The sequence below is a fragment of the Methylibium sp. Root1272 genome (assembly GCF_001425905.1).
Taxonomy (GTDB): Bacteria; Pseudomonadota; Gammaproteobacteria; order Burkholderiales; family Burkholderiaceae_C; genus Methylibium.
In genome coordinates this window covers 85,770-107,956 of record NZ_LMDY01000001.1, presented here as the reverse complement: position 1 = coordinate 107,956, position 22,187 = coordinate 85,770, and the positions used below count along the sequence as shown (strand labels likewise).

The following is a 22,187-nucleotide window of genomic DNA, read 5'->3' as shown; positions in this document are numbered from 1 at the left end:
ATCGTTCCCGATGCGGCCCCGGCGGCCTCCAGCCCATGAAACTCTCGGTCCTCGACCAGTCCATCGCACTCGCCGGCACCGGCGAGGACGCCGCGATCCGCGACACCGTCGATCTCGCCGTGCACTGCGAGGCCCTGGGCTACCAGCGGTTCTGGCTGAGCGAGCACCACAGCCTGCCGACCATCGTGGGCACCGCGCCCGAAGTGCTGATGGCCGCCGTGGCCGCGCGCACCCGCCGCATCCGCATCGGCAGCGCGGGCGTGATGCTGCCGCACTACGCGGCGCTGAAGGTGGCCGAACAGTTCCGCGTGCTCGACGCGCTGGCGCCCGGGCGCATCGACCTCGGCGTGGGCCGCGCGCCAGGCGGCGACATGCGCACTGCGCTCGCGCTCAACCCCCACGCGCACGGCGCGGCCGACCAGTTCCCGGAACAGATCCGCGACCTGCAGGCCTGGACCGCGGGGCGCCAGCACCGCGGCATCGTGGCGCACCCCCGGCCGCCGGCGGACGCCAACGGCTTCGATCGCGTGCCCGCGCTCTGGATCCTCGGCAGCTCCGACTACGGCGCCCGGCTCGCGGCGCACTTCGGGCTGCCCTACGCCTTCGCCTATTTCTTCATGGACGGCCAGGGCGTCGAGCAGGCGCTGTCTCTGTATCGCTCGCTGTACCAGCCGAGCGAACGGCACCCGACGCCGCAGGCCACGATCTGCGTCTGGGCGCTGGCCGCCGACAGCGAGGCCGAGGCCCGCCACCACGCACTGAGCCGCGACCGCTGGCGAATCGACCGCACCCGGGGCCTGCTCGGTCCGCTGCTGTCGCCCGATGCCGTTGCCGCGCGCGGCTTCAGCGCCGAGGAAGGGCCGGCCGTCGAGGCCCAGCAGCGCAAGGCCTTCGTCGGTAGCGCGCCGCAGGTTGCCGCGCAGCTGCGGGAACTGGCCGCCGCACTGGCGCTCGATGAACTGGTCGTCAACACCTGGGCCCACGACCCGGCCGTGCGCCGCCACTCCTATGCGCTGCTGGCGCGCGAGTTCGGCCTGGCACCAGGTTCCGCCGCGACGGCTCTGGAGAATGCCGCATGAGTTTTCGCCCGCTCGCGCTCCCGCCCGGCATCGCCGGTCGAGTGTGGCTGTCGCCGATGCCGGGCCGGCTGCAGCCCTGGGACCGGTTCGTCGCCGACGCGCGCGCTGCCGGGCTGACGCGCATCGTCTGCCTGACACCACGCGAAGAGATCACCGAGCTGTCGCCCGACTACGCCACGGCGATCGAAAACCACACACTGCCCTGCCAATGGCAGGCGCTGCCGATGCGCAACTACGGCGTCGCACAGGAACTGCAGGGCTTCAAGGCCGGCGTCGAAGAGATGGCCGTCGCCCTGGGTGGCGGCGACGTCCTGCTGTTGCACTGCGCGGCAGGCATCGGCCGCACCGGCACCGCAGCCGCCTGCCTGCTCAAGCGCCTGGGCCTGAGCACCGATGCGGCGCTGCAGCAGGTGCGCGAGGCCGGGTCGAACCCCGAATCGGCGCGGCAATCGGGCTGGATCGAGGCGTTCTGAACGATCCCATCGGTCACCGTCGGAACCAATTTGTCAGCTTTACGTCATACTTCCCGTGGGCCGCACCCGGTCGTTCGGCGGCCCACGGACTTTCACAAGGAACAGGACATGAAGCGTTGGTGGCTCGGTGTGATGGTGGCGGCGTCGCTGGCAGTGGGCCTGGCCCCGACGCTCGTGGAGGCCAAGCGCCTCGGCGGTGGCGGTTCGGCCGGCATGAAGCGCAGCCTGCCTCCTCGCAGCACGCCGGACGCGCCGCCGGCCAAGCCGGCCGCCACGCCGAACCAGGCCGCGCCGACGGCACCGGCTGCAGCCGGCACGGCCGCGGCCGCAGCGCCGAAGCGATCGTGGATGGGGCCGATCGCCGGCCTGGCCGCCGGCCTGGGCATCGCGGCGCTGATGAGCCACCTGGGCCTGGGCGAGGCCTTCGGCAACTTCCTGATGCTCGCGCTGCTCGCCGTCGCGGCCGTGTTCCTGATCCGCTTCGTGATGCGGCGCATGGCTGGTGGCTCGGGCGGCGCGCGACCGGCGCTGGCCGGTGCGGGCGCGGGCGGTCACGGTGGCGCTCCGCAGCCGGCCTGGCCGGCGCCCGCGGAGCCTCTGCAGCGCCGCATGGATTCTTCACCCGTTGCGACGGTGTCGCCGGCCGCGCCGGTGTCCACGGGCAACGCGCTGCCGGCCGATTTCGACGCCGCAGGTTTCGAACGGCTCGCCAAGCAGATCTTCATCCGCCTGCAGGCGGCCAACGACACGGCCGACCTGAACGATCTGCGTGCCTTCACGACGCCCGAGTTGTTCGCCTCCTTGCGCCTGGACCTGCAGGAGCGCGGCGAGACCGCCCAGCAGACCGACGTGGTGAAGATCGACGCCGAGGTGCTGGACGTCGCCCGCGAAGACGGCCGACAGGTCGTCAGCGTGCGCTTCCACGGCCTGGTCCGCGAACTGCGCGACGCTGCCGCAGCCGATTTCGACGAGGTCTGGCACCTCGTCAAGCCGGACGACGACAGCCGGCCCTGGGCGATCGCCGGCATCGAGCAGCGTCACTGAACTGCGTCGAGGCGCGTGGCTGCGGCTACGCTCCAGGGTGTCGACAAGGGGCTTCGGCCCCTTGTCCCGTTCTGGCATCTGAAAATGTCCTCTTGCCATGTCCCGCACGACCGTCCTCGCCGCCTCGCTGCTTGCAACTCTGCTGATGCTGCAGGCCTGCGGCACGCCATCGGCACGCTCCCCGGCTGCCGGCACGCTGCTGCCGAACGAGAACCTCGTCGTGCAGGGCATTCCGGCCATCCCGGTGTCGCTGGTGCAGCAGGTCGAGCGCTACACCGACTTCCGGGGCCACGGCTTCGCCGACTGGCATCCGGCGCGCGACGAGATGCTGGTCTCGCACCGCCCGGCCGGCGCCAACACCGCGCAGCTGTTCCGCGTGCCTGGCCCGATGGCGGCACCCGTTGCGCTGACCGACTTCGCCGATCCGGTCACCGAGGCGAGCTACGAGCCCGGGCTGGGCCGCTACGTCGTGTTCTCGCGCAGCGCTGATGGCACCGAGGCCGAACAGCTCTACCGGCTCGATGCCGGCAAGCGCCAGCCCACGCTGCTGACCGATCCCGACCAGCGCCACGACGCGATCGGCTGGCTGCACCAGAGCGCGCGGCTGCTGTACAGCGCGGTGCCGCTGGACCGCACCGCCGAAGGCGGCAGCCGCGCGGCGCCCACCACCACGCTGTGGCTGGTCGATCCCCTGCAACCCGCGTCGAGACGCCGCATCGCCGAATTGCCCGGCACCGGGTGGTTCGGCGGCGAGATCTCGCGCGACGACAAGCAGTTGGCGATCACGCGCTATCGCTCGGCGACCGATTCGCAGGTCTGGCTGATCGACCTCGCTGACGGCACGCCCGCGCAGCTGCTGCCGGCCGCCGGCGAACCGCTGCAGGCCACCCACTTCCCGGTCGGCTACTCGCCCGACGGCGCCGCGCTCTACGTGCTGAGCGACCGCGCCGGCGAGTTCCGCGAGCTGATGCGCTACGACTTCGCGAGCCGCGCGCTGACACGGCTCACGGCCGCGATCCCCTGGGACGTCGGCGCGGCCCAGCTCAGCGACGACGGCGCGCTGGTGGCGCTGAAGATGAACGTCGACGGGCGCGAGGAGTTGCGCGTCGTCGACACCCGGACGCTGAGCGAACGCGCCCTCCCGGCGCTGCCGGCAGGCGGCGTGAACGCGGTGCGCTTCCAGCCGCGCACCCACCGGCTCGCAGTGGCGATCGACAGCGCCCAGGGGCCGGGCCGCCTGCTGGCGCTCGACATCGACCGCGGCACGGTGCAGCCGTGGACGCGGCCCCACGTACCGCCGGGCCTGGACACCACCAGCTTCCCCGACCAGCGCATCGTGCGCTGGACCAGTTTCGATGGCCTGGGCATGTCGGCCGTGCTCAGCCCGCCGCCGGCACGCTTCACCGGCAAGCGGCCGGTCGTGGTGCTGGTACACGGAGGCCCCGAAGCGCAGGCGACGATGGGTTTCCTGGGCCGCTGGAGCTACCTCGTCAACGAGCTCGGCGTGGCGGTCGTCGAGCCCAACGTGCGCGGCTCCTCGGGCTACGGCAAGACCTTCCTCGCGCTGGACAACGGCATGAAGCGCGAGGACGCGGTCAAGGATCTCGGCACGCTGCTCGACTGGATCGCCACGCAGCCGGGCCTCGATGCGGGCCGCGTCCTGGTGGTCGGCGGCAGCTACGGCGGCTACATGAGCCTGGCCGCGAGCGTGCACTTCGCCGACCGGATCGCCGGAGCGATCGACATCGTCGGCATTTCCAGCTTCGTGAGCTTCCTGAACAACACCGAGAGCTACCGGCGCGACCTGCGTCGCGTCGAGTACGGCGACGAGCGCGATCCGGCGATGCGCGACTTCCTCGAACGCATCTCGCCGCTGAACAATGCGCAGAGGATCCGCAAGCCGCTGTTCGTGATCCAGGGCCGTAACGACCCGCGCGTGCCGTGGACCGAGGCCGAACAGATCGTCGAACGCGTCCGGCAGACGGGCACGCCGGTCTGGTACCTGCTGGCCGAGAACGAAGGCCACGGTTTTCGCCGCAAGGAGAACGCGGACTACCAGTTCTACGCGATGCTGCGCTTCATGCAGGCAACGCTGCTGAAGTAGGCTAAGACGCTGTCGCGAAGCCCGGCCGATGCGAAGCCGCATCGGCCGGGCGCCAAGACTGACACGACTTCGGTGAATTACGCGGCGCAGCCGGATCATCGAGACCTGAACCTGGCCGGCGTGCGCTCTAATCCGGGCGCGCGACTGCACCGACCCTGTGGCAACCGTGCCCGCAGTGGACCCCGCTGCGGCCGTCCTACCGGAGGAGAACGAATGGGAACAAGAAGCTTACGCCGCGTCCTGGCCGCGTGCCTACTGCTCGCCGCGCCCTGGGCCCAGGCGGCCCTGGTGTTCGCGGTCAACGAAGGCGTGACCTACCGGGTGCCGAGCGAGCAGATCGCAGCCAAGTACGCAGCGATCGCCGCCGACCTGAGCAAGCTGCTGAAACAGCCGGTGACCATCGAGCCCGTGGGCGACTACCCCACGCTGCGCAGGCGCCTGGCCGAGAAGGCCTACGACCTGGCGATGGTGCATCCGGCCCACCTGTCGATCGTCGCCATCAAGCAGTCGGGCTACAAGCTGGTGGTCGTGACCAAGGGCTACGAGCAGTACAGCGCCAACTTCCTCGTCAAGGCCGATTCACCGCTGAAGTCGCTGGCCGACATCAAGGGCCTGCGGCTCGGCGCGCCCGACGAAGACTCGATCACCTCGTGGATGGTGCGCGCCTCGCTGCGCGACGCGATCGGCGATCCCAAGGGCGTGGTCTTCACCTACACCCGCTACCAGGATGCGGTGCCCTTCTTCGTCGAGAACAACCTCACCCACGTCGGTGCGACCGCGGCGTCATCGGTCATCAAGGCCTGGCAGGCCAAGGGCGGCAAGGTGCTGTTCAAGTCCAAGCCGGTGCCGATCAAGCACGTGATCGCGAGCCCGTCGCTCAGCGCCGAACAGGTCGGGATCGTGCGCGACTATCTGCTGTCGCTCGATGGCAGCGAGGACGGCCGCAAGAAGCTCGAGCCGACGAAGTACCAGGGCTTCGCCACCTACGACGAAGCCGCGATGCTCGCCATCGGCACCTGGCTGGGGCTCTGAGCGCGGCACAACCGGTGTCTCCGGCCACCGATCCGGTCGCGGAGCCGGCGCCGCCGGCGCTCTACCGCGACGAGGCCCTGCTGGTCTTCGACAAGCCGGCCGGCCTGCTCGCCGTCCCGGGCCGGGGCCCGCTGAAGCAGGATTGCCTGGCGGCCCGCGTGCAGCGCGCCTGGCCCGACACCCGCGTGGTGCATCGGCTGGACGAGGCCACCTCCGGGCTGATGGTGTTCGCTCGGGGCATCGAGATGCAGCGCCACCTGAGCCGGGCGTTCGAGCTGCGCGAAGTCCACAAGCGCTACATCGCCGTGGTGGCCGGCCGCGTCGACCCGGCCACGGGTTGCATCGACCTGCCGCTGGGCGCCGACTGGCCGAACCGCCCGCGCCAACAGGTCGATCACGCGCACGGCAAACCAGCGCGCACGCGCTGGCAGGTGCTGTCTTACGACCCCATCGGCGATTCGACCCGTCTCGAACTCACGCCCGAAACCGGCCGAACGCACCAGTTGCGCGTGCACCTGATGGCCATCGGCCACGCCATCCTCGGCGACGCGCTGTACGCGCCGCCGTCGATCCAGACTCGATCACCACGCCTGCTGCTGCATGCCGGCGCACTGGCCTTCGCGCACCCGCTGGCCGGCCGGCCGGCGCTCGCCTTCGAGTCGCCGCCGCCGTTCTGACGAGGCGCCGCCGCTGCGCGCGAACCGCTCAGGCCTTCTTCGCGTAGGCGCTGCACCACCCTGCTGCCGCCACCTGCTTGCCGGCGAACAGCGGACAGTTGCCGGCGGCGTCGCCCGCCTTGCCCTGGAACAACTGGCAGGTGCCGCATTTCTGTCCGGCGGCATAGGTCTTGAACTTGGTCTTGTCGGCCTTCGTCGCGTCTTCCACATAGCCCAGTGCCACGGCCTGCGGATCCTTCTCGCTGACCTTCGTCTGCGCTTGCGCGTGGCGTCCGGCCCAGGCGGCCAGGCCGGCTGCGGGTATCCACTGGATGAACTGGCGTCTGGCTGTCATCGTTGTCTCCTGCTGAGAGTCGGGTTGCACGGATCGCCGGACGCGCAGGCATCCGATCGACGCTGCATGCTAGGCAGCCAAGGCTGACATCTCGACGACCTGGGCGCAAAGCCCTGCGCCAGCAGCCTAAGTGAGAATCGATCGCGTTCCAGAGCACTCGCCCGACGCGATCAAGCGCTTCCCACGCCCTCTGCGGCCAGCAGCCGCACGCGCGCACCGCTCACGGCGACGACCTGCCCGGCCCGCAGCTTGGCACCGCGCCGCAGTTCCTCGCGGCCGTCGACCTGGACCTGGCCCGCCTGGATCAGCGCCTTGGCGGCGCCGCCGCTGTCGGCCAAGCCGGTGGCCTTCAGCAAGGCGTCGAGCGTGATGAACTCGCCGCGCAGCGTGAAGTCGAGCGTCTGCATGCTGCAGCGGCTCAAGCGAAGCGCACGCGCGGCGCGCCGCGCTGCAGGCGCCCGATGGCCGACGCCGCCGGGAACCCCGCCCGGGAGAACGAGGCCAGCACCGCATCGACGGCGCCCGGCGCGCACGACACCAGCAGCCCGCCGCTCGTCTGCGGGTCGCTGAGCAGCGCGCGCTGCCAGGGCTCGACCTGCGGGCCGAGATCGACACTGTCGCCATAGCCGGCCCAGTTGCGCGCCGACGCGCCGGTGACGATGCCTTCCTGCGCGAAGCCGCGGGCGATCTCGATCCACGGCACGCTCGCCAGCTCGACATCGGCCGCGAGCCCGGAACCGCGGCACACCTCCAGCAAGTGACCCGCCAGCCCGAAGCCGGTGACATCGGTCATCGCGTGCACGCCATCCAGCGCGCCGAGCTCGCTGCCCACGCGGTTGAGCTGCGTGGTAAGGCTCAGCATCTCGGCGTACCCGGCCGCGTCGAGGCGCCCTTTCTTCAGCGCCGCCGACAGCACCCCCACGCCGAGCGGCTTGCCGAGCACCAGCACGTCGTCCGGCCGGGCATCGGCGTTGCGGCGCACGCGCTCGGGGTGCACGAGCCCCAGCGCGACGAGACCGTAGATCGGCTCGAGCACATCGATCGAATGCCCGCCGGCGATCGGGATGCCGGCCTCGCGGCACACGCTCGCGCCGCCCTCCAGGATGCGGCCGATCACCGCCGGTGGCAGCTTGTCCAGCGGCATGCCGACCAGCGCCAGTGCCAGGATCGGCGTGCCGCCCATCGCATAGACGTCGGAGATCGCGTTGGTGGCCGCGATGCGACCGAAGTCGTAGGGCTCGTCGACAATCGGCGTGAAGAAGTCCGTGGTGGCCACCAGCGCCTGGTGATCGTTGAGGCGGTAGACCGCCGCGTCGTCGGCGGTCTCGGTGCCGACCAGCAGCTCGGGCGGGATCAGCCCGACCGGCGCGCGCGAAAGAATATCGGCCAGCACGCCGGGTGCGATCTTGCAGCCGCAACCGCCGCCGTGCGAGAAGGAAGTGAGACGGATGGATTCCATGACGCAAGTGTCGATCAAACCGAACCAGGTCGCCCGGCGATGAGCCACCGCCCGACGACCGTCGATGACCTCGCAGGCTTCGACGCCGTGATCGACGTGCGCTCGCCGGCCGAGTTCGCGCTCGACCATGTCCCGGGCGCGATCAACTGCCCGGTGCTCGACGACGAGGAGCGCCGTATCGTCGGCACGCTCTACGTGCAGGTGTCGGCCTTCGAGGCGCGCAAGCTCGGCGGCGCGATGGTCGCGCGCAACATCGCCCGCCATCTGGACACGGCGTTCCGCGACCGGCCGAAGGGCTGGCGCCCGCTGCTGTACTGCTGGCGTGGCGGCATGCGCAGTGGCAGCTTCGTCACCTGGATGCGGCTCGTGGGATGGGACGCCCAGCAACTGCAAGGTGGCTACAAGTCCTGGCGCACGCATGTCATCGCGCGCATCGCGGCGCTGGCGCCGAACCTGCCGCTGCGCGTGCTGTGCGGGCCGACCGGCAGCGCCAAGACGCGGGTGCTGCAGGCCCTGGGCGCGCTGGGTGAGCAGGTGCTCGATCTCGAAGCGCTGGCCGCACACCGTGGCTCGGTGCTCGGCGCACTGCCCGGCACGGAGCAACCGTCACAGAAGGCCTTCGAGACGCAGCTCGCGACGGCACTGAATGGCTTCGACCTGGCGCGCACGGTCTGGGTCGAGGCTGAGAGCCGCAGGATCGGCCGCATCAGCCTGCCCGACGCTCTTCTGGAACGCCTTCGCATCAGCCCGGTGGTGCAGATCGATGCCACGCCCGACGCCCGCCTGGCCTACCTGCTGCGCGACTACGCCTGGCTCGGCGACGAACCGCAGGGCCTTGCCGACAAGCTCGGCCTGCTCAAGGGCATGCTCGCCAACGAGACGCTGGCACAGTGGCAGGGCTGGGCCATGGCGCGCAATCTGCCGCCGTTGTTCGCGGCGCTGATGACGCAGCACTACGACCCGCTGTATGCCCGGTCGCAAGGCCGCCACTTCGAGAAGCTGAGCGGTGGGCGGCGCGTCGAGACGGACGACCTCTCCGAGGCCGGCATCGCGGCGCTCGCGCGGCGCATCGCCGCGGGCTGACTCGGAAGCCGTGCATGACGGCTTGTCAGGGCTCCAGATCCACCCACGGCAATTGTTCGAGAAAGGACGCGATCGCGTCCTCTCCACCGAGCGCGTCGAAGCGCGTCAGATCCCCGCCATCGTCGAGCATCAGGTACCCCAGGCGCCAGCCCGCGAACCGCCGCTCGCCCGGCAGCGGGCCATGGTGCAGCACCTGCAGCTTCTCGTGGCGCTGGTCAACCACCAGGCGCTCGATCAGTGCATCGATCGCACCCGGCTCGCCCTCCACGTACTGGCAGACCTGGGCCCCGTCGAACACCAGCACACCGGTGATCGACTGTTCGGCATTCAGCCGCCGCGCCTCGGCCACCACCTCGGCGATCGTTTCGAAGGGCTTGTCACCGCGAACCTGGCTGAGATACAAGAACTGCGACAGTGTCGTCATGGATGGGCTTTCCCGGTTCACGTGGAAGTGAGGCGCGCAGCACGATAGAACACGCCGTCAGCCTTCACAATGTCAATTGACACCCGCCGGAGTTCCCTTGCCGCCCTTGCCCATCATGCCGATCGCCGGCAGACCGCCGCCGGCCGCCTGCTCGCAATGCCCGCTGCGCGCGCTGCCGGCGTTCTCTCCGGTCAACGCGCAGGAGCTGACCTATATCCAGAACTTCCGCCATGGCTCCGCGGCCTTCGCCCCCGGCCAGGAAGTGCTGGCCGAGCATGCGACGAGCGAGTGGCTCTACACGGTGTTCTCGGGCTGGGCCTTCCGCTTCAAGACGCTCAGCGACGGGCGCCGCCAGATCCTCAATTTCCTGCTGCCCGGCGACTTCATCGGCCTGCAGGAGCAGTTCGCCGACGGCGCTCCACACGGAGTCGAGGCCCTCACCGAACTTCAGTTGTGCCGCTTCCCGAAGGCCGAGCTGTGGGCTCTGTACCGCGAGTTCCCCAGCCTCGGCTACGACCTGACCTGGCTGGCCGCGCGCGAGGAGAACCTGACCGACGAGACGCTGCTGTCGGTCGGCCAGCGCAGCGCGGCCGAGCGCATCGCGATGCTGTTGATCCACCTGTACCGGCGCGCCGAGCGGGTGGGCCTCGTCGAGGGTGACGCCGTGGTCTTCCCGGTCACGCAGCAGCACATCGCCGACGCGCTGGGCCTGTCGCTGGTTCACACCAACAAGACGCTGCGCCGCCTGCACCGGCTCGGCCTGCACGAGATCACCGAAGGCCGCCTGCGGCTGCTGAACCGCCACGCCCTGCAACGCCTGGCCGACTACGCTGAACGGCCGATGCGAACGATCCCGCTGATCTGAGCGCGAGCGTCAGCGCGGTGTTCGCAGGTGTGGCATCGGTGAAACGGATCGGGGTGACCGCGTCCGCGCGAGGCACGATCGGCTACACTCTCGCTCGTAGATATACACAAGATCGCGGTTCTTAGGTGTTTGCTCAATCCGGTCGACGGTTCTCGTCGGCTGTCTGGTTTGTCTCCCCCAGGTAACGTTTCTTGAGTGTCTCTGCATGAGCACGGCATGTTGCCGTGCCGTACTTTTTGATCGACAGGAACGTATATGAGCGTGCAAACCGGCACCGTGAAGTGGTTCAACGAAGCCAAGGGCTTTGGATTCATCGCCCAGGACGGCGGTGGCGCCGACGTCTTCGCGCACTTCCGCGACATCCAGGGCAACGGCTTCAAGACGCTGCAGGAAAACCAGCGCGTCGAGTTCGAAGTGAAGCAAGGCCAGAAGGGCCCGCAAGCTGCGAACATCCGCCCGCTGTAATCAGCGAGCTCGGTGCTCCAAGAAGAACGCGGCTTCGGCCGCGTTTTTTGTTGCCCGCCCGCGTCGGCAACCTAGAACCGCGCGCCCTTGCCAGACGCCACCATGCCCGGACCGCCCCTTCCCTACTGCGCAATCGATTTCGGCACCTCGAACTCGGCCATCGCCATTCCTGCCGGCCACGGCAGCAGCCGCCTGGTCGAACTGGAGGCCGGCGAGCACACCATGCCGACCGCGGTGTTCTATTTCGCCGAGCACGAGCCGCTCGCGCCCGGCGCCGAGCCGCCACGCGCCTTCGGTCGCGCAGCGATCGCAGCCTACGTGGACGGCTATGAAGGCCGGCTGATGCGCTCGATGAAGAGCATCCTCGGCTCCACCCTCGTCGAGCAGACCACCGATGTCGGTGGCGGTCACGCGGTGAAGTTCCTCGATGTCATCACCGGTTATCTGCGCCACCTGCGGCACGCCGCCGAAGCCGCCCTCGGCGCGCCGATCACGCATGCCGTGCTGGGACGGCCGGTGTTCTTCGTCGACGGCGACGCGCAGCGCGACGCGCAGGCGCAGGCCTCGCTCGAAACCGCCGCACGTGCGGTGGGCCTGAGAGAGGTGGTGTTCCAGTACGAGCCCATCGCTGCCGCCTTCGACTACGAGCAGCAGGCAACGCGCGAGCAGTGCGTACTGGTCGCCGACATCGGCGGCGGCACCTCGGATTTCTCTGTCGTTCGCGTCGGCCCCGACCGCCGTGGGCGAACCGAGCGCAAGGACGACATCCTCGCCAGCCACGGAGTGCACATCGCTGGCACCGACTTCGACCGCCGCATCGAGCTCACCGGCATCCTGCGCGAACTCGGCTACGGCGCCTTCGGCCCGGCACGCGGCGATCAGCCGCCGCGTGAGGTGCCGAGCGCGGTGTACTTCGATCTGGCCACCTGGCACCTGATCAACACCGTCTACCAGCCCGCGCGCGTGGCCGAGCTCAAGAACATGGCGGCCTTCTACGCCGACCCGCGCCACCACCGGCGCCTGCTGCGCACGGTGAGCGAGCGGCTCGGGCACGAGCTGCTGGCGCGCGCCGAGGCCGCCAAGATCGCGGTGGCCGAGGGCGGCGACACGCAGATCGATCTGGGCCTCGTCGAACGCGAGCTGAGCGTGCCGCTCGGATCGCCACAGGCGGCCGCCGCGATCGACAGCGATGTAGAGCGCATCGTCGAGGCCGCGCGCCTCACCGTGAAGCAGGCCGGACTGTCTGCGGCGTCGGTGGATGCGCTCTATTTCACCGGCGGATCCACCGGCCTGCGCCTGTTGACGGACCGCCTCGCCGCGGCCTTTCCCGGCGCGCGGGCGGTGCGCGGCGACCGGCTGGCCAGCGTCGCCACCGGCCTGGGCCTGCACGCGCAACGCTGGTTCGCCGCCGCGCGCTGACGCCTCGCACCGGCGCCCGGCGACGCCACTACCATCGCCCGCATGCATCCCGACGACCCGCGGCCACTGGCCCGCCCCGCTTCCTGCACCGAACTCTTTACCGCCTTCACCGGCCTCGCGCTGCAGGGCTTCGGCGGCGTGCTGGCGGTCGCGCAACGCGTGCTGTGCGACGACAAGCGCTGGCTGAGCAAGGGCGAGTTCCTCGAAGCGCTCGCGCTCGCGCAGGTGCTGCCCGGGCCGAACGTCTGCAACCTGTCGCTGATGGTCGGCGACCGCTACTTCGGCACGCGCGGGGCCTTCGCCGCGCTGGCCGGCATGATGGCGGTGCCACTGCTCATCGTGCTGGCGGCGACGATGCTCTACGCGCAGTTCGCGAGCCATCCGCTGGTGGCCGGCGCCCTGCGCGGCATGGGCGCCGTCGCGGCCGGCATGATCATCGGCACGGCGCTGAAGCTGGCGGCGCCGCTGCGCAGCAGCCCGCTCGGCCTGCCGACACTGGCGGCACTGGCAACGGCCTGCTTCGTGGCCGTCGCGCTGCTGCGCTGGCCGCTGGTCTGGGTTCTGCCGGTGCTGGGCCTGCTGGCCTGCACACTGGCATGGCGGCGACTGCGCGCCGCGGAGACAGCGGCATGACGCTGCCCGACGCTTCGACGCTGCTGGCACTGTTCGGCCACTTCCTGCTGCTGTCGCTGCTGTCGGTCGGTGGCGCCATCACGGTGGCGCCGGACATGCACCGCTGGATGGTCGTCGAGCAGCAGTTGCTGAGCGATCCGCAGTTCACGTCGTCGATCGCGATCGCCCAGGCCGCGCCGGGCCCCAACGTGCTGTTCGTGGCACTGCTCGGCTACCAGGCGGCCGGCCTGACGGGGGCCGCCGCCACGCTGCTGGGCATCATGCTGCCGTCGGTCACGCTGGCGCTGCTGGTCACCCGCTGGGGGCATGCGCGTCAGGACTGGCGCTCGGTGCGCGCCTTCAAGGTCGGCATGGCGCCGATCACGCTGGCGCTGATCGCCGCCACCGGCTGGCTGCTGGCCGCACCGCCGAGCGAGTGGCGCTCGCTGCTGGCCACTGCCGTCGCGGCCTTGCTGGTCTGGCGCACACGGCTGCACCTGCTGTGGATGATCGCCGCCGGCGCCTTGCTGGGCCTGATGGGCTGGATTTGAACCACGCCGCAGCACGGGCAACGGCCCGCATGCACACTGACCGCTCTCTCCGTCCTGTCGTCACCCCATGATCACCGTCACCCACAACCCTGCCGCCGCGCGCTTCGAAGCCAGCGTCGACGGCCTGCTCTCGGTCGCCGACTACGTACTGCAAGGCAGCGTGATGACCCTGCACCACACCTTCGTGCCGACGGCGCTGCGCGGCCGCGGCGTGGCCGCCGCCCTCGTGCACGAAGCCCTGGCGCACGCGCGGTCGCGGGGTCTGAAAGTCGAGCCGTCCTGCTCGTATGTCGCGAGCTACATGCAACGCCATCCGGAGACACAGGACTTGCACGCCTGAGTGCTGCCCCGCCGGTGCTGCAGCGCACCACGAAACTCGAGCCCGGCACACCACGTGGCGACGCGACTTCTGACCGGAATGAGGGGGTCGCATCCCCCAATCACGGCATATGCGTGTCATCTTCGCTGCCGACAATCAGAACCGTTCGATGGTGATGGATGGCAGCGTTCCGGCGCCCCACCGCTGCCACCGGACACCGGGTCGAGCTTCCGGGCCCTGGGCCCCCTGCGGGGGACCCACCAACAGGAGCACCAACAACGAAGCCCCTGCCCTGCGGCAGGGGCTTCTCCTTTGAGGAAGCCGCCGTTGCGTTCGCGCGGCGGCGAGGCTCACGCGACTCGACGCGACGGGCGTTAGCATCGAATCGATGCCCACCGACCGGAGCCGCACGATGCGCCTGCGTACTGCCCTGTTTGCCGCCGCGCTCGCCGTCAGCGGCGGTGCCTTCGCGCAATCGTGCCCCGGGGACGCAGCGCCGCGTGATGCCGACGTGCTGCTGTCGACACGTGTCGCCGACGGCAGCCCGCGCGGACTGAAGCGCAGCGACCTCGACGTGCTGCCGCCTCGCAGCGTCGGCCTGCGACGCAGCGTCGAGCGCGACGGCGCGCGCGACGAACAGAGCCTGCACTACGGCGGCTGGCTGTTGCGCGACGTGCTCACGCTCGCCGGCTTCGACGAGGCCGGTCGCCGCGATACGCGCACCTGGGTGATCGAAGCCACGGCCACCGATGGCTACCGCGCGGTGTTCTCCTGGGGCGAGCTCTACAACAGCGCGCTCGGCGAGCAGGTCTACGTGATCGGCTCGCAGGACGGTCGCCCGCTCGATGCCACGGCCGGGCCACTGGCGCTGCGCTCGCTGGCCGATCAGCGGCCCGGACCGCGCCACGTGCGCAACCTGTGCGCGCTGGCGGTGCGGTCGCTGCCCGCGCGCTGACCACCCTATGCGCACCGCGCTGCGGCTCGAGCCCGGCGACGACCTGCGGTGCCGTCTCGAGGCGCTGACGCTCGAGCGCGGCTGGCCGGCCGCCTTCGTGATCGCCGGCATCGGCAGTCTGCGCGTCACCGCGCTGCGGCTCGCCGATGCGACCGAGCCGCTGTGGCTGCACGAGCCGGTCGAGATCCTGAGCCTGAGCGGCTCGCTTTCGCCGGACGGCGCCCACCTCCACATGGGCATCGCCGACGCTCAGGGCGGCGTGCTCGGCGGCCACGTGACCGCCGGCTGCGAGGTGCGCACGACGGTCGAGCTGCTGGTCGAAGTGCTCGAAGACCTCCGCTTCGAGCGCGTCGCGGACGCCCGCACCGGCTATCCGGAGCTGCGCATCACGCCGCGCTGAGCGGGTCCGGGCACCGCAGTCGCCTTGGCGACATTTCGCCATTCAGCCTGCTTTCAGCTTCGAGCCATCCAGACCTGCCATCTTCTCGCCGCAGCCCGTGACGACAGCGCGGGCCTTTCTCTTCTTATGCGGTTCCTCGAATGGAGTTCACGATGGTTTGGCAGCAGGTCTACAACCCCTTCGGCAGCATGCTCACCTCGACGCTGCTGGCGGCCGTGCCGGTGGCGGTGATGCTGATCGGCCTCGGCTTTCTGCACCTGAAGGCCCACATCGCCGCCGCGGCCGGCCTGGCCAGCGCGCTGGCGATCGCGATCTTCGCTTTCGGCATGCCGGCCGGCATGGCCGGGCGGGCGGCGCTGCTCGGTGGGCTGACCGGCCTGCTGCCGATCGGCTGGATCGTGCTGAACATCATCTTCCTGCACCAGCTGACCGAGCAGAATGGCAGCTTCAAGGTGCTGCAGGACTCGATCGCCGGCATCACCGAGGACCGCCGCCTGCAGTTGCTGCTGATCGCCTTCGCGTTCGGCGCCTTCTTCGAGGGCGCGGCCGGCTTCGGCACGCCGGTGGCGGTGACCGCCGCGATCCTGATCGGCCTGGGCTTCTCGCCGCTCGCGGCCTCGGGCCTGTCGCTGATCGCGAACACAGCGCCAGTGGCCTACGGCGCGCTCGGCACCCCGGTCATCACGTTGGCCAAGGTGCACGGCTACGACGTGATGGCGGTGTCGGCGATGATCGGCCGGCAGCTGCCGTTCTTCTCGCTGCTGGTGCCGTTCTGGCTGATCTGGGCCTTCGCCGGCTGGCGCGGCATGAAGCAGATCTGGCCGGCGGTGCTGGTCACCGGCGTGAGCTTCGCGGTGCCGCAGTTCCTGGTGTCGAACTACATGGGACCGGAGCTGGTCGACGTGATCGCGGCGATCTGCTCGATGACGGCGCTGGTGCTGTTCCTGCGCGTCTGGCAGCCATCGGAGATCTGGACTTCGGTGTCGCTGAAGGGCCACGAGAAGGACGGCGGCGAAGCGCGCGCCGCCACCGCGCCGACCCGCCATGCGCGTGCGGACGTCGTGAAGGCCTGGACGCCGTGGGTCATCCTGACGGCCTTCGTTTTTGCTTGGGGTCTGCCGGTCACCAAGGCCTGGCTGAACGGCATCTTTGCGCCCAAGTTTCCGATCGAGGGCCTGCACAAGCTGATCGAGAAGATGCCGCCGGTGGTGCCCAAACCCACGGCCGAATCGGCCGAGTACGTGCTGGGCCTGCTGTCGGCCACCGGCTCGGGCATCCTGCTGGCCGCCGTCGTGGGCGGCTTCGTGATGGGCTATGGCATCCCGGCGCTGATCCAGGCCTACGGCCGGACCATCTGGCTGGTGAAGTACTCGCTGCTCACCATCGTGCTGATGCTGGCGCTCGGCACCCTCACCCGCTACTCCGGGCTCGACACCACGTTGGGCCTGGCCTTCGCGTCGACCGGGGTGTTCTATCCGTTCTTCGGCACGCTGATGGGCTGGCTGGGTGTGGCGCTGACCGGTTCGGATACCGCCTCGAACGTGCTGTTCGGCGGCATGCAGAAGGTCGCGGCCGAGCAGTTGGGCCTGAGCCCGAACCTGATGGGTGCGGCCAACAGCTCCGGCGGCGTGATGGGCAAGATGATCGACGCGCAGTCCATCGTCGTCGCCTCGACCGCGACACGCTGGTTCGATCACGAAGGCGACATCCTGCGCTACGTGTTCTTCCACTCCATCGCACTGGCCAGCCTGGTGGGCATCCTGGTGACGCTGCAGGCCTACGTGTACCCGTTCACGCTGATGGTCGTGAAGTGACGTGCCACCGCTGAAGCGGCCAGGGCAGCCCCTGGCCCGGCTCGCGACTTGCATACGGCGATCGCGTGCTGGTCCCACCCCGTCCTTTCGAGCCCCCGGCGCCGACGATCCTCGACATCGAGGCCTCGGGCTTCGGTCGCGGCAGCTATCCGATCGAGGTCGGCTTCGTGTTGCCCGACGGCCGCGCCTGGTGCTCGCTGATCCGGCCCGAGCCGGACTGGCGGCACTGGGACCCGCAGGCCCAGGCCCTGCATCACATCCCGCGGGAACTTGCGCTGCGGCACGGCCGCAGCGCGGCCGAGGTCGCCGGTTCGTTGAACCAGCGGCTGCACGGCAGCGTTGCCTACTGCGATGGCTGGGCGCACGACTACCCCTGGCTGGCGCGCCTGTACGACGCCGCCGAGCTGACACCGAGCTTCCGGCTGGAACACCTGCTGAGCCTGCTCGACGAAGACCAGGCCCGACGCTTCGATGCCCTGAAGCGCCAGGTGATTGCCGAGTCCGGCTTGCAGCGCCACCGCGCCAGCACCGATGCCCGCATGCTGCAGCTCGCGCTGCGCCGCCTGCGGCCCGCATCGCTGCGCCGGCGCTGAGCTGAGGGGCGCGTCGGGGGGCCCGGGCCGGCTCGCCGGCAAGCCCCGCAGGCCCTAGCATGCCGATCATGAAGACTCACGAACCCGCCTGGCGCACTGGGCTCCGCGCCTGGTCTGCCAGCCGTCGACTGCTGGTGTCGGCCACGCTCGGCGGCGGGGTCGCGGCGGCCTGCCGGGTCGTCGGCTCGCCGTGGGTGGAGTCCCTGCTGGTCGGCTGGTGCAGCTTCGCCCTCCTCTCGCTGCTGCTGTCGGGGCTGACGCTGGGCCTGCACGGCGACATCCCCCGGCCCGACGAGGTGGCACGCAACGACCAGAGCAGCACCGCCATGCTGATGGTCGTGCTGCTCGGCTGCGCGGCCAGCGTCACCGCGATCGGCGCGCTGCTGCTGACCAGCCGGGATCTGCCGCCCGGCGAGCGCTGGCCGCATGGCCTGCTGGCGGTGGTGGCGATCGTGCTGTCGTGGCTGCTGATCCACGTGCGCTTCGCCTTCCACTATGCCCACCGCGACCTCGAGACGCGCCCCGCGTCGAAAGGCCGCACCGCGCTCGACTTTCCCAGCACGCCCAAGCCCGACTACCTGGACTACCTGTACTTCTCGTTCGTGGTCGGCATGACCTCGCAAGTCTCCGACGTGACGGTGCACACGCGGACGATGCGGCGCCTGGTGCTGTGGCACAGCCTGCTGTCCTTCGGCTTCAACCTGTTGATCCTGGCGCTGGCCGTCAACACGTTGGCCGCACTGTTCCAGTAGTCGCCCTGCCGGACTTCGCAGCCGCGCCGGCCGCACCGGCTATGCTGCGGCCCTGTTTTTCAAAGGAAGCGACATGAACACCACCCCCTCGGGCCTGAAGTACGAAGACCCGCTGATCGGCAACGGCCCCACCGCCACGGTCGGCAAGAACGTCCGCGTGCACTACACCGGCTGGCTCTACAACGACGGCAGCGCCGGGCGGAAGTTCGATTCCAGCAAGGACCGCGGCGATCCGTTCGAGTTCCCGCTCGGCGGCGGCATGGTGATCCGCGGCTGGGACGAGGGCGTGGCCGGCATGCAGGTCGGCGGTACGCGGCGCCTGGTGATCCCGCCGGAACTGGGCTACGGCGCACGCGGCGCCGGCGGGGTGATCCCGCCGAACTCGACGTTGCTGTTCGAGGTCGAGCTGCTGGCCGTCATCGGCTGAGCCGCCGCTGCGGGCCGGGTGCCCGGGCGGCTCAAGACGGACGGTCTGCTGCCGAAAACGCAACACTGCACCCCGTCCTCAGCGGGCGTGCCCCGTCGCGACCCCGATGAACGAAGCCCCCTCCGTCCGCCCGCTGCTCACGCCACCGGTCACGCTCCACAGTGCGCTGCTCGCGGCGGCGGTGCTGTTGCTCGCCGTGCTCGGCGTCGTCACGCAGCTGAGCCTCGACACCGCCTACCGCAACGAGGTGCAGCGCGCGCTGCGCGACACCGAGCGCAACACGCAGAAGCTGGCGGTGCGCGTCGGCGAAGTGCTCGACCGCGTCGACCAGACCACGCTGCTGGTCAAGTCGCTGCACGAGACCGGCAACCCGATGAGCCTGTCCGGGCTGCGTGCCGCCGGACTCGTGACGCTGGACACGACCCGCGCCCTGCTCATCACCGACCGCCGTGGCGTCGTGCAGGAAAGCACCTCGCCCGACGTCGCGCTGAACCTCGCCGACGACGACGACTTCAAGCGCCATCTCCACGATCCTGAACTCCGTCTGAGCATCGGCGCGCCCCAACCCGATCATCTGAATGGCGGTTGGGTGCTGCCGGTGATGCGCCGCCTCACCCACGACGGCAAGTTCGACGGCGTCGTCGTCGCGATGCTCGATCCCGGTTCGCTGACCAAGGGCTTCGACCATGGCGAAGACCCCGGCACCGTGATCACGGTGCTCGGCCTCGACAACATCAACCGCTCGCGGCGCCTGGACGGCAAGGTCAGCTTCGGCGAGAAGATCGACACCCAGAAGGTGCTGCAGCGCTCGCGCGAGATCCGCGAAACGCTCAAGCCCTTCTACAGCCAGGTCGACGGCACGGCCCGCTTCTTCACGGCGCTGCCCATCGATCGATATCCGATGGTCGCCGTCGTCGCCGCGTCGGCCGATGCCGTGATGGCCGGCTACCAGCAGACGCGGCTTCGACTTCTCAACTGGTCCGCGGCCGTCGCGCTGCTGATCGTGGTCGGGACGCTGGTGCTGTGGCGTCAGGCGCGTGGGCTCGACAGCAGCCGGCGTGAGGCACGCCGGGCCAAGGCGCTGTACGTCGCCACGCTCGACGGCAGCCTGGACGCGCTGTGGCTGATGCGCGCCGAGCGCGATGCGTCGGGACAGGCACAGGATTTCGTGATCACCGACGCCAACCGCCGCGCGGGCGCCGTACTGGGGCTGGCACCTGCCGCGATGATCGGGCGTCGCGCGACCGAGCTGGTGCCATCGATCCGCGAGGATGGCCTGCTGAACCTGCTGCTCACGGTGCTGCAACGACAGAAGCCGATGGATGTCGAGGCCCAGGCCGTCGCGACGTCGATGCGCGGGCGCTGGATGCATTTCCAGGTCGTCCCGGTCGAGGAGGGTGTGGCGCTGATCACGCGCGACATCGACGACCGCAAACGGGCCGAACGGCAGCTTGCGGACATCGCGCGCCGCGATGCCCTGACCCAGTTGCCGAATCGCCGTCATTTCGAGGAGCAGCTCGAACTGGCCGCTGCCCGCGCCCAGCGCAGTGGTCGACCGATGGCCCTCATCTACCTCGATCTCGATGGCTTCAAGCGCGTCAACGACACGCTCGGTCACGAGGCAGGGGATCAGTTGCTGATCTCGGTCGCGTTGCGCCTGACGGACTGTGTGCGCGTGACCGATCTGGTCAGCCGGCTCGGGGGCGACGAATTCACCGTGATCCTGGAAGAGTCGGGAACGGCCGAGGATCGTCTGCAGTTGTGCGAGCGCATCCTCACGACACTGTCCGAGCCGCACCTGCTGGCTGGCCAGGCCACCGTCTCGACGCCGAGCCTGGGCATGGCGGTCTACCTGCCGGGTGAATCGCTCGACGGCCTGCGCAAGCGCGCCGATGGCGCCATGTACGACGCCAAGCGCGCCGGCAAGGCCTGCCTGAGGATCGCGGCCGCTGCCAGCGCAGCGGGTTGAGCAACGCCGAGGAATCGTTTCGCGGGGCCCGCCGCAAGATCTAAGACCAGGTCAGGTCGCCGCAGATCACCTGCAGTTCCCCACCCTGGCTGGCAGGCGCCCGGAAGGCTGTGGAGACGGTCACGCACAGGTGCGAGCCGTGCAGCGTGCGGTACGGCCGGGTGACCTGCACCTTGCCGACGGCCGCGACCGCGCGACGGAAATAGGGCCGGCGCGCCCAGCGCGCGCCGCGCGTGTCGCGAAACGGCTCGAACGCCGTGCCGTTGCCCGCGGCGGGGCTGCGGCCCCACTGGTTCACGCCCACCTGCCGGCCGTCCTGGCCGAGCAGATAGCAGAGCTCGGCACCCGGCAAGGCCAGGAAGGACTGCGTCGCTTCCTCAAGCGGGCGTCCACCGGCCAGCAGGGCCGATGCGTAGCCGATGGCATTGAAGTACGGCGCGATGCGCTCGCGGTAGCCGGCGTCCTCTTCGCGCCAGCGCTCGCCGAAGCCGCTCCAGATCGCGTTCAGCGCATCGCTGGCATGGCCGGGCTCGACCAGCGCGGCCTGCGGTCTCGCGAAGAAGTAGCCCTGCACCAGGTCGGCGTCGGCCTCCAGCGCCACGAAGGCCTCGGCCTCGGTTTCCACGCCTTCCATCAGCACCAGCGCGCCGCATTCGTGCAGCAACGACGTCATCTGGATCACGACACGGCGCGCGCGCAGGTCGAGCGCCGCGCGCTCGACCAGACTGCGGTCGAGCTTGACGATCTCGGGACGCAGGCGCCACACGCGATCGAAGTTGGAGTGCCCGGCGCCGAAGTCGTCGAGTGCGATCAGGCCGCCCTGGGAGCGGATGGTCGCGACCGCAGCGTCGAAGTTCGCATCGTCGCGCACCGCGTCCTCGAGCACCTCGACAACGATCTGCTTGGGTTGCAGCCGCAGGTCGGCAGGCATCGCCTCGCTGCAGGCGTCGAAGGTCGTTTGCGGCGACTGGAGGAAGACCTGCGGATGCAGGTTCAGGAACAACCACTGGGCCTGCGGCGCCGCCTTGGCGTAGTTCGCCATGTGCATCGAGCGCACCAGCTGATCGCGCCACAGCAGTTCCTCGAACTCGTGCCCTTCGAAGAAGCGCGGCGGCGGCAGTCCGACACCGGTCGCATCGCTGGCGCGCAGCAGTGCTTCGTGTCCGACCACGCGGCCATGCGACAGGCTGAAGATGGGCTGGAAATGGCTGGCCAGCCGGTGGCCGGCGTGGTGGCCGGTCACCGGTTGGTCGGCCGGCCCGCGGATGCCGCTCAGGCAGGCCAGCGCCGTCTCGAAGCTCGGGGGCAGGGGCAGGACAGCGGACATCGGTCAGAGG

The 22,187-nt window shown here is 69.9% G+C and carries 25 protein-coding genes; 20 read left to right on the top strand and 5 right to left on the bottom strand.

Annotation, left to right across the window (positions count from 1 at the left end; genetic code table 11):
* Positions 1–35 precede the first annotated feature (35 nt).
* The 6 genes from ASC67_RS00465 to ASC67_RS00440 all read left to right on the top strand — a co-directional run bounded on the left by ASC67_RS00465 (position 36) and on the right by ASC67_RS00440 (position 6,409).
* Positions 36–1,079 (top strand): LLM class flavin-dependent oxidoreductase, encoded by a 1,044-nt coding sequence (locus ASC67_RS00465; RefSeq protein WP_056314364.1) that lies wholly within the window; start codon positions 36–38, stop codon positions 1,077–1,079.
* Positions 1,076–1,552: a tyrosine-protein phosphatase gene (locus ASC67_RS00460; protein ID WP_056314363.1), complete on the top strand. Its 477-nt coding sequence runs from the start codon at positions 1,076–1,078 to the stop codon at positions 1,550–1,552. The genes ASC67_RS00465 and ASC67_RS00460 overlap by 4 nt, the downstream gene beginning before the upstream one ends.
* A gap of 108 nt (positions 1,553–1,660) precedes the next feature.
* Positions 1,661–2,596: a Tim44 domain-containing protein gene (locus tag ASC67_RS00455; protein WP_056314362.1), complete on the top strand. Its 936-nt coding sequence runs from the start codon at positions 1,661–1,663 to the stop codon at positions 2,594–2,596.
* Positions 2,597–2,693: 97 nt separating this feature from the next.
* On the top strand, positions 2,694–4,700 hold the full coding sequence (locus ASC67_RS00450) for a prolyl oligopeptidase family serine peptidase (protein WP_056314361.1): 2,007 nt from the start codon (positions 2,694–2,696) through the stop codon (positions 4,698–4,700).
* A 213-nt stretch (positions 4,701–4,913) separates the two neighbouring features.
* Positions 4,914–5,732, top strand: coding sequence for a phosphate/phosphite/phosphonate ABC transporter substrate-binding protein (locus tag ASC67_RS00445; protein ID WP_056314360.1), 819 nt, complete (start codon positions 4,914–4,916; stop codon positions 5,730–5,732).
* Between the two features lie 14 nt (positions 5,733–5,746).
* Positions 5,747–6,409, top strand: a complete 663-nt coding sequence (locus ASC67_RS00440; RefSeq protein ID WP_056314359.1) for an RluA family pseudouridine synthase — start codon at positions 5,747–5,749, stop codon at positions 6,407–6,409.
* 28 nt (positions 6,410–6,437) lie between these two features.
* Here ASC67_RS00440 and ASC67_RS00435 read toward each other — a convergent pair whose 3' ends face one another.
* The 3 genes from ASC67_RS00435 to selD form a co-directional block, all read right to left on the bottom strand.
* Positions 6,438–6,743, bottom strand: coding sequence for a high-potential iron-sulfur protein (locus ASC67_RS00435; RefSeq protein WP_056314358.1), 306 nt, complete (start codon positions 6,741–6,743; stop codon positions 6,438–6,440).
* 170 nt (positions 6,744–6,913) lie between these two features.
* A complete protein-coding gene (locus ASC67_RS00430) occupies positions 6,914–7,150 on the bottom strand; it encodes an RNA-binding S4 domain-containing protein (RefSeq protein WP_056314357.1) in 237 nt (78 codons plus the stop codon).
* Positions 7,151–7,161: 11 nt separating this feature from the next.
* Positions 7,162–8,202 (bottom strand): selenide, water dikinase SelD, encoded by a 1,041-nt coding sequence (gene selD / locus ASC67_RS00425; RefSeq protein ID WP_056314356.1) that lies wholly within the window; start codon positions 8,200–8,202, stop codon positions 7,162–7,164.
* 39 nt (positions 8,203–8,241) lie between these two features.
* On the opposite strand from selD, the gene mnmH reads away from it, so the two are divergent.
* Positions 8,242–9,285, top strand: a complete 1,044-nt coding sequence (gene mnmH / locus ASC67_RS00420) for a tRNA 2-selenouridine(34) synthase MnmH (protein ID WP_056314355.1) — start codon at positions 8,242–8,244, stop codon at positions 9,283–9,285.
* A gap of 25 nt (positions 9,286–9,310) precedes the next feature.
* Here mnmH and ASC67_RS00415 read toward each other — a convergent pair whose 3' ends face one another.
* Positions 9,311–9,709: a BLUF domain-containing protein gene (locus tag ASC67_RS00415; RefSeq protein WP_056314354.1), complete on the bottom strand. Its 399-nt coding sequence runs from the start codon at positions 9,707–9,709 to the stop codon at positions 9,311–9,313.
* A gap of 115 nt (positions 9,710–9,824) precedes the next feature.
* Here ASC67_RS00415 and ASC67_RS00410 point away from each other — a divergent pair, with 115 nt between their 5' ends.
* From ASC67_RS00410 to ASC67_RS00350, 13 genes are all read left to right on the top strand, one after another.
* The gene (locus ASC67_RS00410) at positions 9,825–10,574 is read left to right on the top strand and encodes a Crp/Fnr family transcriptional regulator (RefSeq protein WP_056314353.1); all 750 of its coding nucleotides are present in this window, start codon (positions 9,825–9,827) and stop codon (positions 10,572–10,574) included.
* Between the two features lie 255 nt (positions 10,575–10,829).
* Positions 10,830–11,039, top strand: a complete 210-nt coding sequence (locus tag ASC67_RS00405) for a cold-shock protein (RefSeq protein WP_011829795.1) — start codon at positions 10,830–10,832, stop codon at positions 11,037–11,039.
* 102 nt (positions 11,040–11,141) lie between these two features.
* Positions 11,142–12,458 (top strand): Hsp70 family protein, encoded by a 1,317-nt coding sequence (locus ASC67_RS00400; protein ID WP_056314352.1) that lies wholly within the window; start codon positions 11,142–11,144, stop codon positions 12,456–12,458.
* 42 nt (positions 12,459–12,500) lie between these two features.
* A complete protein-coding gene (locus tag ASC67_RS00395) occupies positions 12,501–13,091 on the top strand; it encodes a chromate transporter (RefSeq protein WP_056314351.1) in 591 nt (196 codons plus the stop codon).
* Positions 13,088–13,621, top strand: a complete 534-nt coding sequence (locus tag ASC67_RS00390; RefSeq protein WP_056314350.1) for a chromate transporter — start codon at positions 13,088–13,090, stop codon at positions 13,619–13,621. Before ASC67_RS00395 ends, ASC67_RS00390 begins: the two co-directional genes overlap by 4 nt.
* Positions 13,622–13,688: 67 nt before the next feature.
* The gene (locus ASC67_RS00385) at positions 13,689–13,961 is read left to right on the top strand and encodes a GNAT family N-acetyltransferase (RefSeq protein WP_056314349.1); all 273 of its coding nucleotides are present in this window, start codon (positions 13,689–13,691) and stop codon (positions 13,959–13,961) included.
* A gap of 367 nt (positions 13,962–14,328) precedes the next feature.
* Positions 14,329–14,895 carry a hypothetical protein gene (locus ASC67_RS00380; RefSeq protein ID WP_056314348.1) on the top strand — a complete coding sequence of 189 codons (567 nt, stop codon included), beginning with the start codon at positions 14,329–14,331 and terminating at the stop codon, positions 14,893–14,895.
* Between the two features lie 7 nt (positions 14,896–14,902).
* Positions 14,903–15,295: a PPC domain-containing DNA-binding protein gene (locus tag ASC67_RS00375; RefSeq protein WP_056314347.1), complete on the top strand. Its 393-nt coding sequence runs from the start codon at positions 14,903–14,905 to the stop codon at positions 15,293–15,295.
* A 152-nt stretch (positions 15,296–15,447) separates the two neighbouring features.
* Positions 15,448–17,109 carry an L-lactate permease gene (locus ASC67_RS00370; protein WP_056314346.1) on the top strand — a complete coding sequence of 554 codons (1,662 nt, stop codon included), beginning with the start codon at positions 15,448–15,450 and terminating at the stop codon, positions 17,107–17,109.
* Positions 17,110–17,174: 65 nt separating this feature from the next.
* Positions 17,175–17,702 (top strand): hypothetical protein, encoded by a 528-nt coding sequence (locus ASC67_RS00365; protein WP_056314345.1) that lies wholly within the window; start codon positions 17,175–17,177, stop codon positions 17,700–17,702.
* 68 nt (positions 17,703–17,770) lie between these two features.
* On the top strand, positions 17,771–18,454 hold the full coding sequence (locus ASC67_RS00360) for a DUF1345 domain-containing protein (protein ID WP_162245597.1): 684 nt from the start codon (positions 17,771–17,773) through the stop codon (positions 18,452–18,454).
* 73 nt (positions 18,455–18,527) lie between these two features.
* Complete coding sequence (locus ASC67_RS00355; RefSeq protein ID WP_056314343.1) at positions 18,528–18,881, top strand: FKBP-type peptidyl-prolyl cis-trans isomerase; 354 nt, start codon at positions 18,528–18,530, stop codon at positions 18,879–18,881.
* 106 nt (positions 18,882–18,987) lie between these two features.
* Positions 18,988–20,850, top strand: a complete 1,863-nt coding sequence (locus ASC67_RS00350; protein ID WP_056314342.1) for a diguanylate cyclase domain-containing protein — start codon at positions 18,988–18,990, stop codon at positions 20,848–20,850.
* Between the two features lie 40 nt (positions 20,851–20,890).
* Here the strand turns inward: ASC67_RS00350 and ASC67_RS00345 are convergent, their stop codons facing one another.
* Positions 20,891–22,177, bottom strand: coding sequence for an EAL domain-containing protein (locus ASC67_RS00345; RefSeq protein ID WP_056314341.1), 1,287 nt, complete (start codon positions 22,175–22,177; stop codon positions 20,891–20,893).
* Positions 22,178–22,187 lie beyond the last annotated feature (10 nt).

Excerpts from the sequence above, each read along its gene's own strand:
- ASC67_RS00360 (WP_162245597.1), top strand. The coding sequence starts at position 17,771 with ATGAAGACTCACGAACCCGCCTGGCGCACTGGGCTCCGCGCCTGGTCT.
- ASC67_RS00455 (WP_056314362.1), top strand. The coding sequence starts at position 1,661 with ATGAAGCGTTGGTGGCTCGGTGTGATGGTGGCGGCGTCGCTGGCAGTG.
- ASC67_RS00345 (WP_056314341.1), bottom strand. The coding sequence starts at position 22,177 with ATGTCCGCTGTCCTGCCCCTGCCCCCGAGCTTCGAGACGGCGCTGGCC.
- ASC67_RS00415 (WP_056314354.1), bottom strand. The coding sequence starts at position 9,709 with ATGACGACACTGTCGCAGTTCTTGTATCTCAGCCAGGTTCGCGGTGAC.
- ASC67_RS00380 (WP_056314348.1), top strand. The coding sequence starts at position 14,329 with ATGCCCACCGACCGGAGCCGCACGATGCGCCTGCGTACTGCCCTGTTT.
- ASC67_RS00460 (WP_056314363.1), top strand. The coding sequence starts at position 1,076 with ATGAGTTTTCGCCCGCTCGCGCTCCCGCCCGGCATCGCCGGTCGAGTG.
- selD (WP_056314356.1), bottom strand. The coding sequence starts at position 8,202 with ATGGAATCCATCCGTCTCACTTCCTTCTCGCACGGCGGCGGTTGCGGC.
- ASC67_RS00435 (WP_056314358.1), bottom strand. The coding sequence starts at position 6,743 with ATGACAGCCAGACGCCAGTTCATCCAGTGGATACCCGCAGCCGGCCTG.
- ASC67_RS00400 (WP_056314352.1), top strand. The coding sequence starts at position 11,142 with ATGCCCGGACCGCCCCTTCCCTACTGCGCAATCGATTTCGGCACCTCG.
- ASC67_RS00390 (WP_056314350.1), top strand. The coding sequence starts at position 13,088 with ATGACGCTGCCCGACGCTTCGACGCTGCTGGCACTGTTCGGCCACTTC.
- ASC67_RS00385 (WP_056314349.1), top strand. The coding sequence starts at position 13,689 with ATGATCACCGTCACCCACAACCCTGCCGCCGCGCGCTTCGAAGCCAGC.
- ASC67_RS00410 (WP_056314353.1), top strand. The coding sequence starts at position 9,825 with ATGCCGATCGCCGGCAGACCGCCGCCGGCCGCCTGCTCGCAATGCCCG.
- ASC67_RS00445 (WP_056314360.1), top strand. The coding sequence starts at position 4,914 with ATGGGAACAAGAAGCTTACGCCGCGTCCTGGCCGCGTGCCTACTGCTC.
- ASC67_RS00375 (WP_056314347.1), top strand. The coding sequence starts at position 14,903 with ATGCGCACCGCGCTGCGGCTCGAGCCCGGCGACGACCTGCGGTGCCGT.
- ASC67_RS00465 (WP_056314364.1), top strand. The coding sequence starts at position 36 with ATGAAACTCTCGGTCCTCGACCAGTCCATCGCACTCGCCGGCACCGGC.
- mnmH (WP_056314355.1), top strand. The coding sequence starts at position 8,242 with ATGAGCCACCGCCCGACGACCGTCGATGACCTCGCAGGCTTCGACGCC.
- ASC67_RS00450 (WP_056314361.1), top strand. The coding sequence starts at position 2,694 with ATGTCCCGCACGACCGTCCTCGCCGCCTCGCTGCTTGCAACTCTGCTG.
- ASC67_RS00405 (WP_011829795.1), top strand. The coding sequence starts at position 10,830 with ATGAGCGTGCAAACCGGCACCGTGAAGTGGTTCAACGAAGCCAAGGGC.
- ASC67_RS00395 (WP_056314351.1), top strand. The coding sequence starts at position 12,501 with ATGCATCCCGACGACCCGCGGCCACTGGCCCGCCCCGCTTCCTGCACC.
- ASC67_RS00430 (WP_056314357.1), bottom strand. The coding sequence starts at position 7,150 with ATGCAGACGCTCGACTTCACGCTGCGCGGCGAGTTCATCACGCTCGAC.
- ASC67_RS00350 (WP_056314342.1), top strand. The coding sequence starts at position 18,988 with ATGAACGAAGCCCCCTCCGTCCGCCCGCTGCTCACGCCACCGGTCACG.
- ASC67_RS00370 (WP_056314346.1), top strand. The coding sequence starts at position 15,448 with ATGGTTTGGCAGCAGGTCTACAACCCCTTCGGCAGCATGCTCACCTCG.
- ASC67_RS00355 (WP_056314343.1), top strand. The coding sequence starts at position 18,528 with ATGAACACCACCCCCTCGGGCCTGAAGTACGAAGACCCGCTGATCGGC.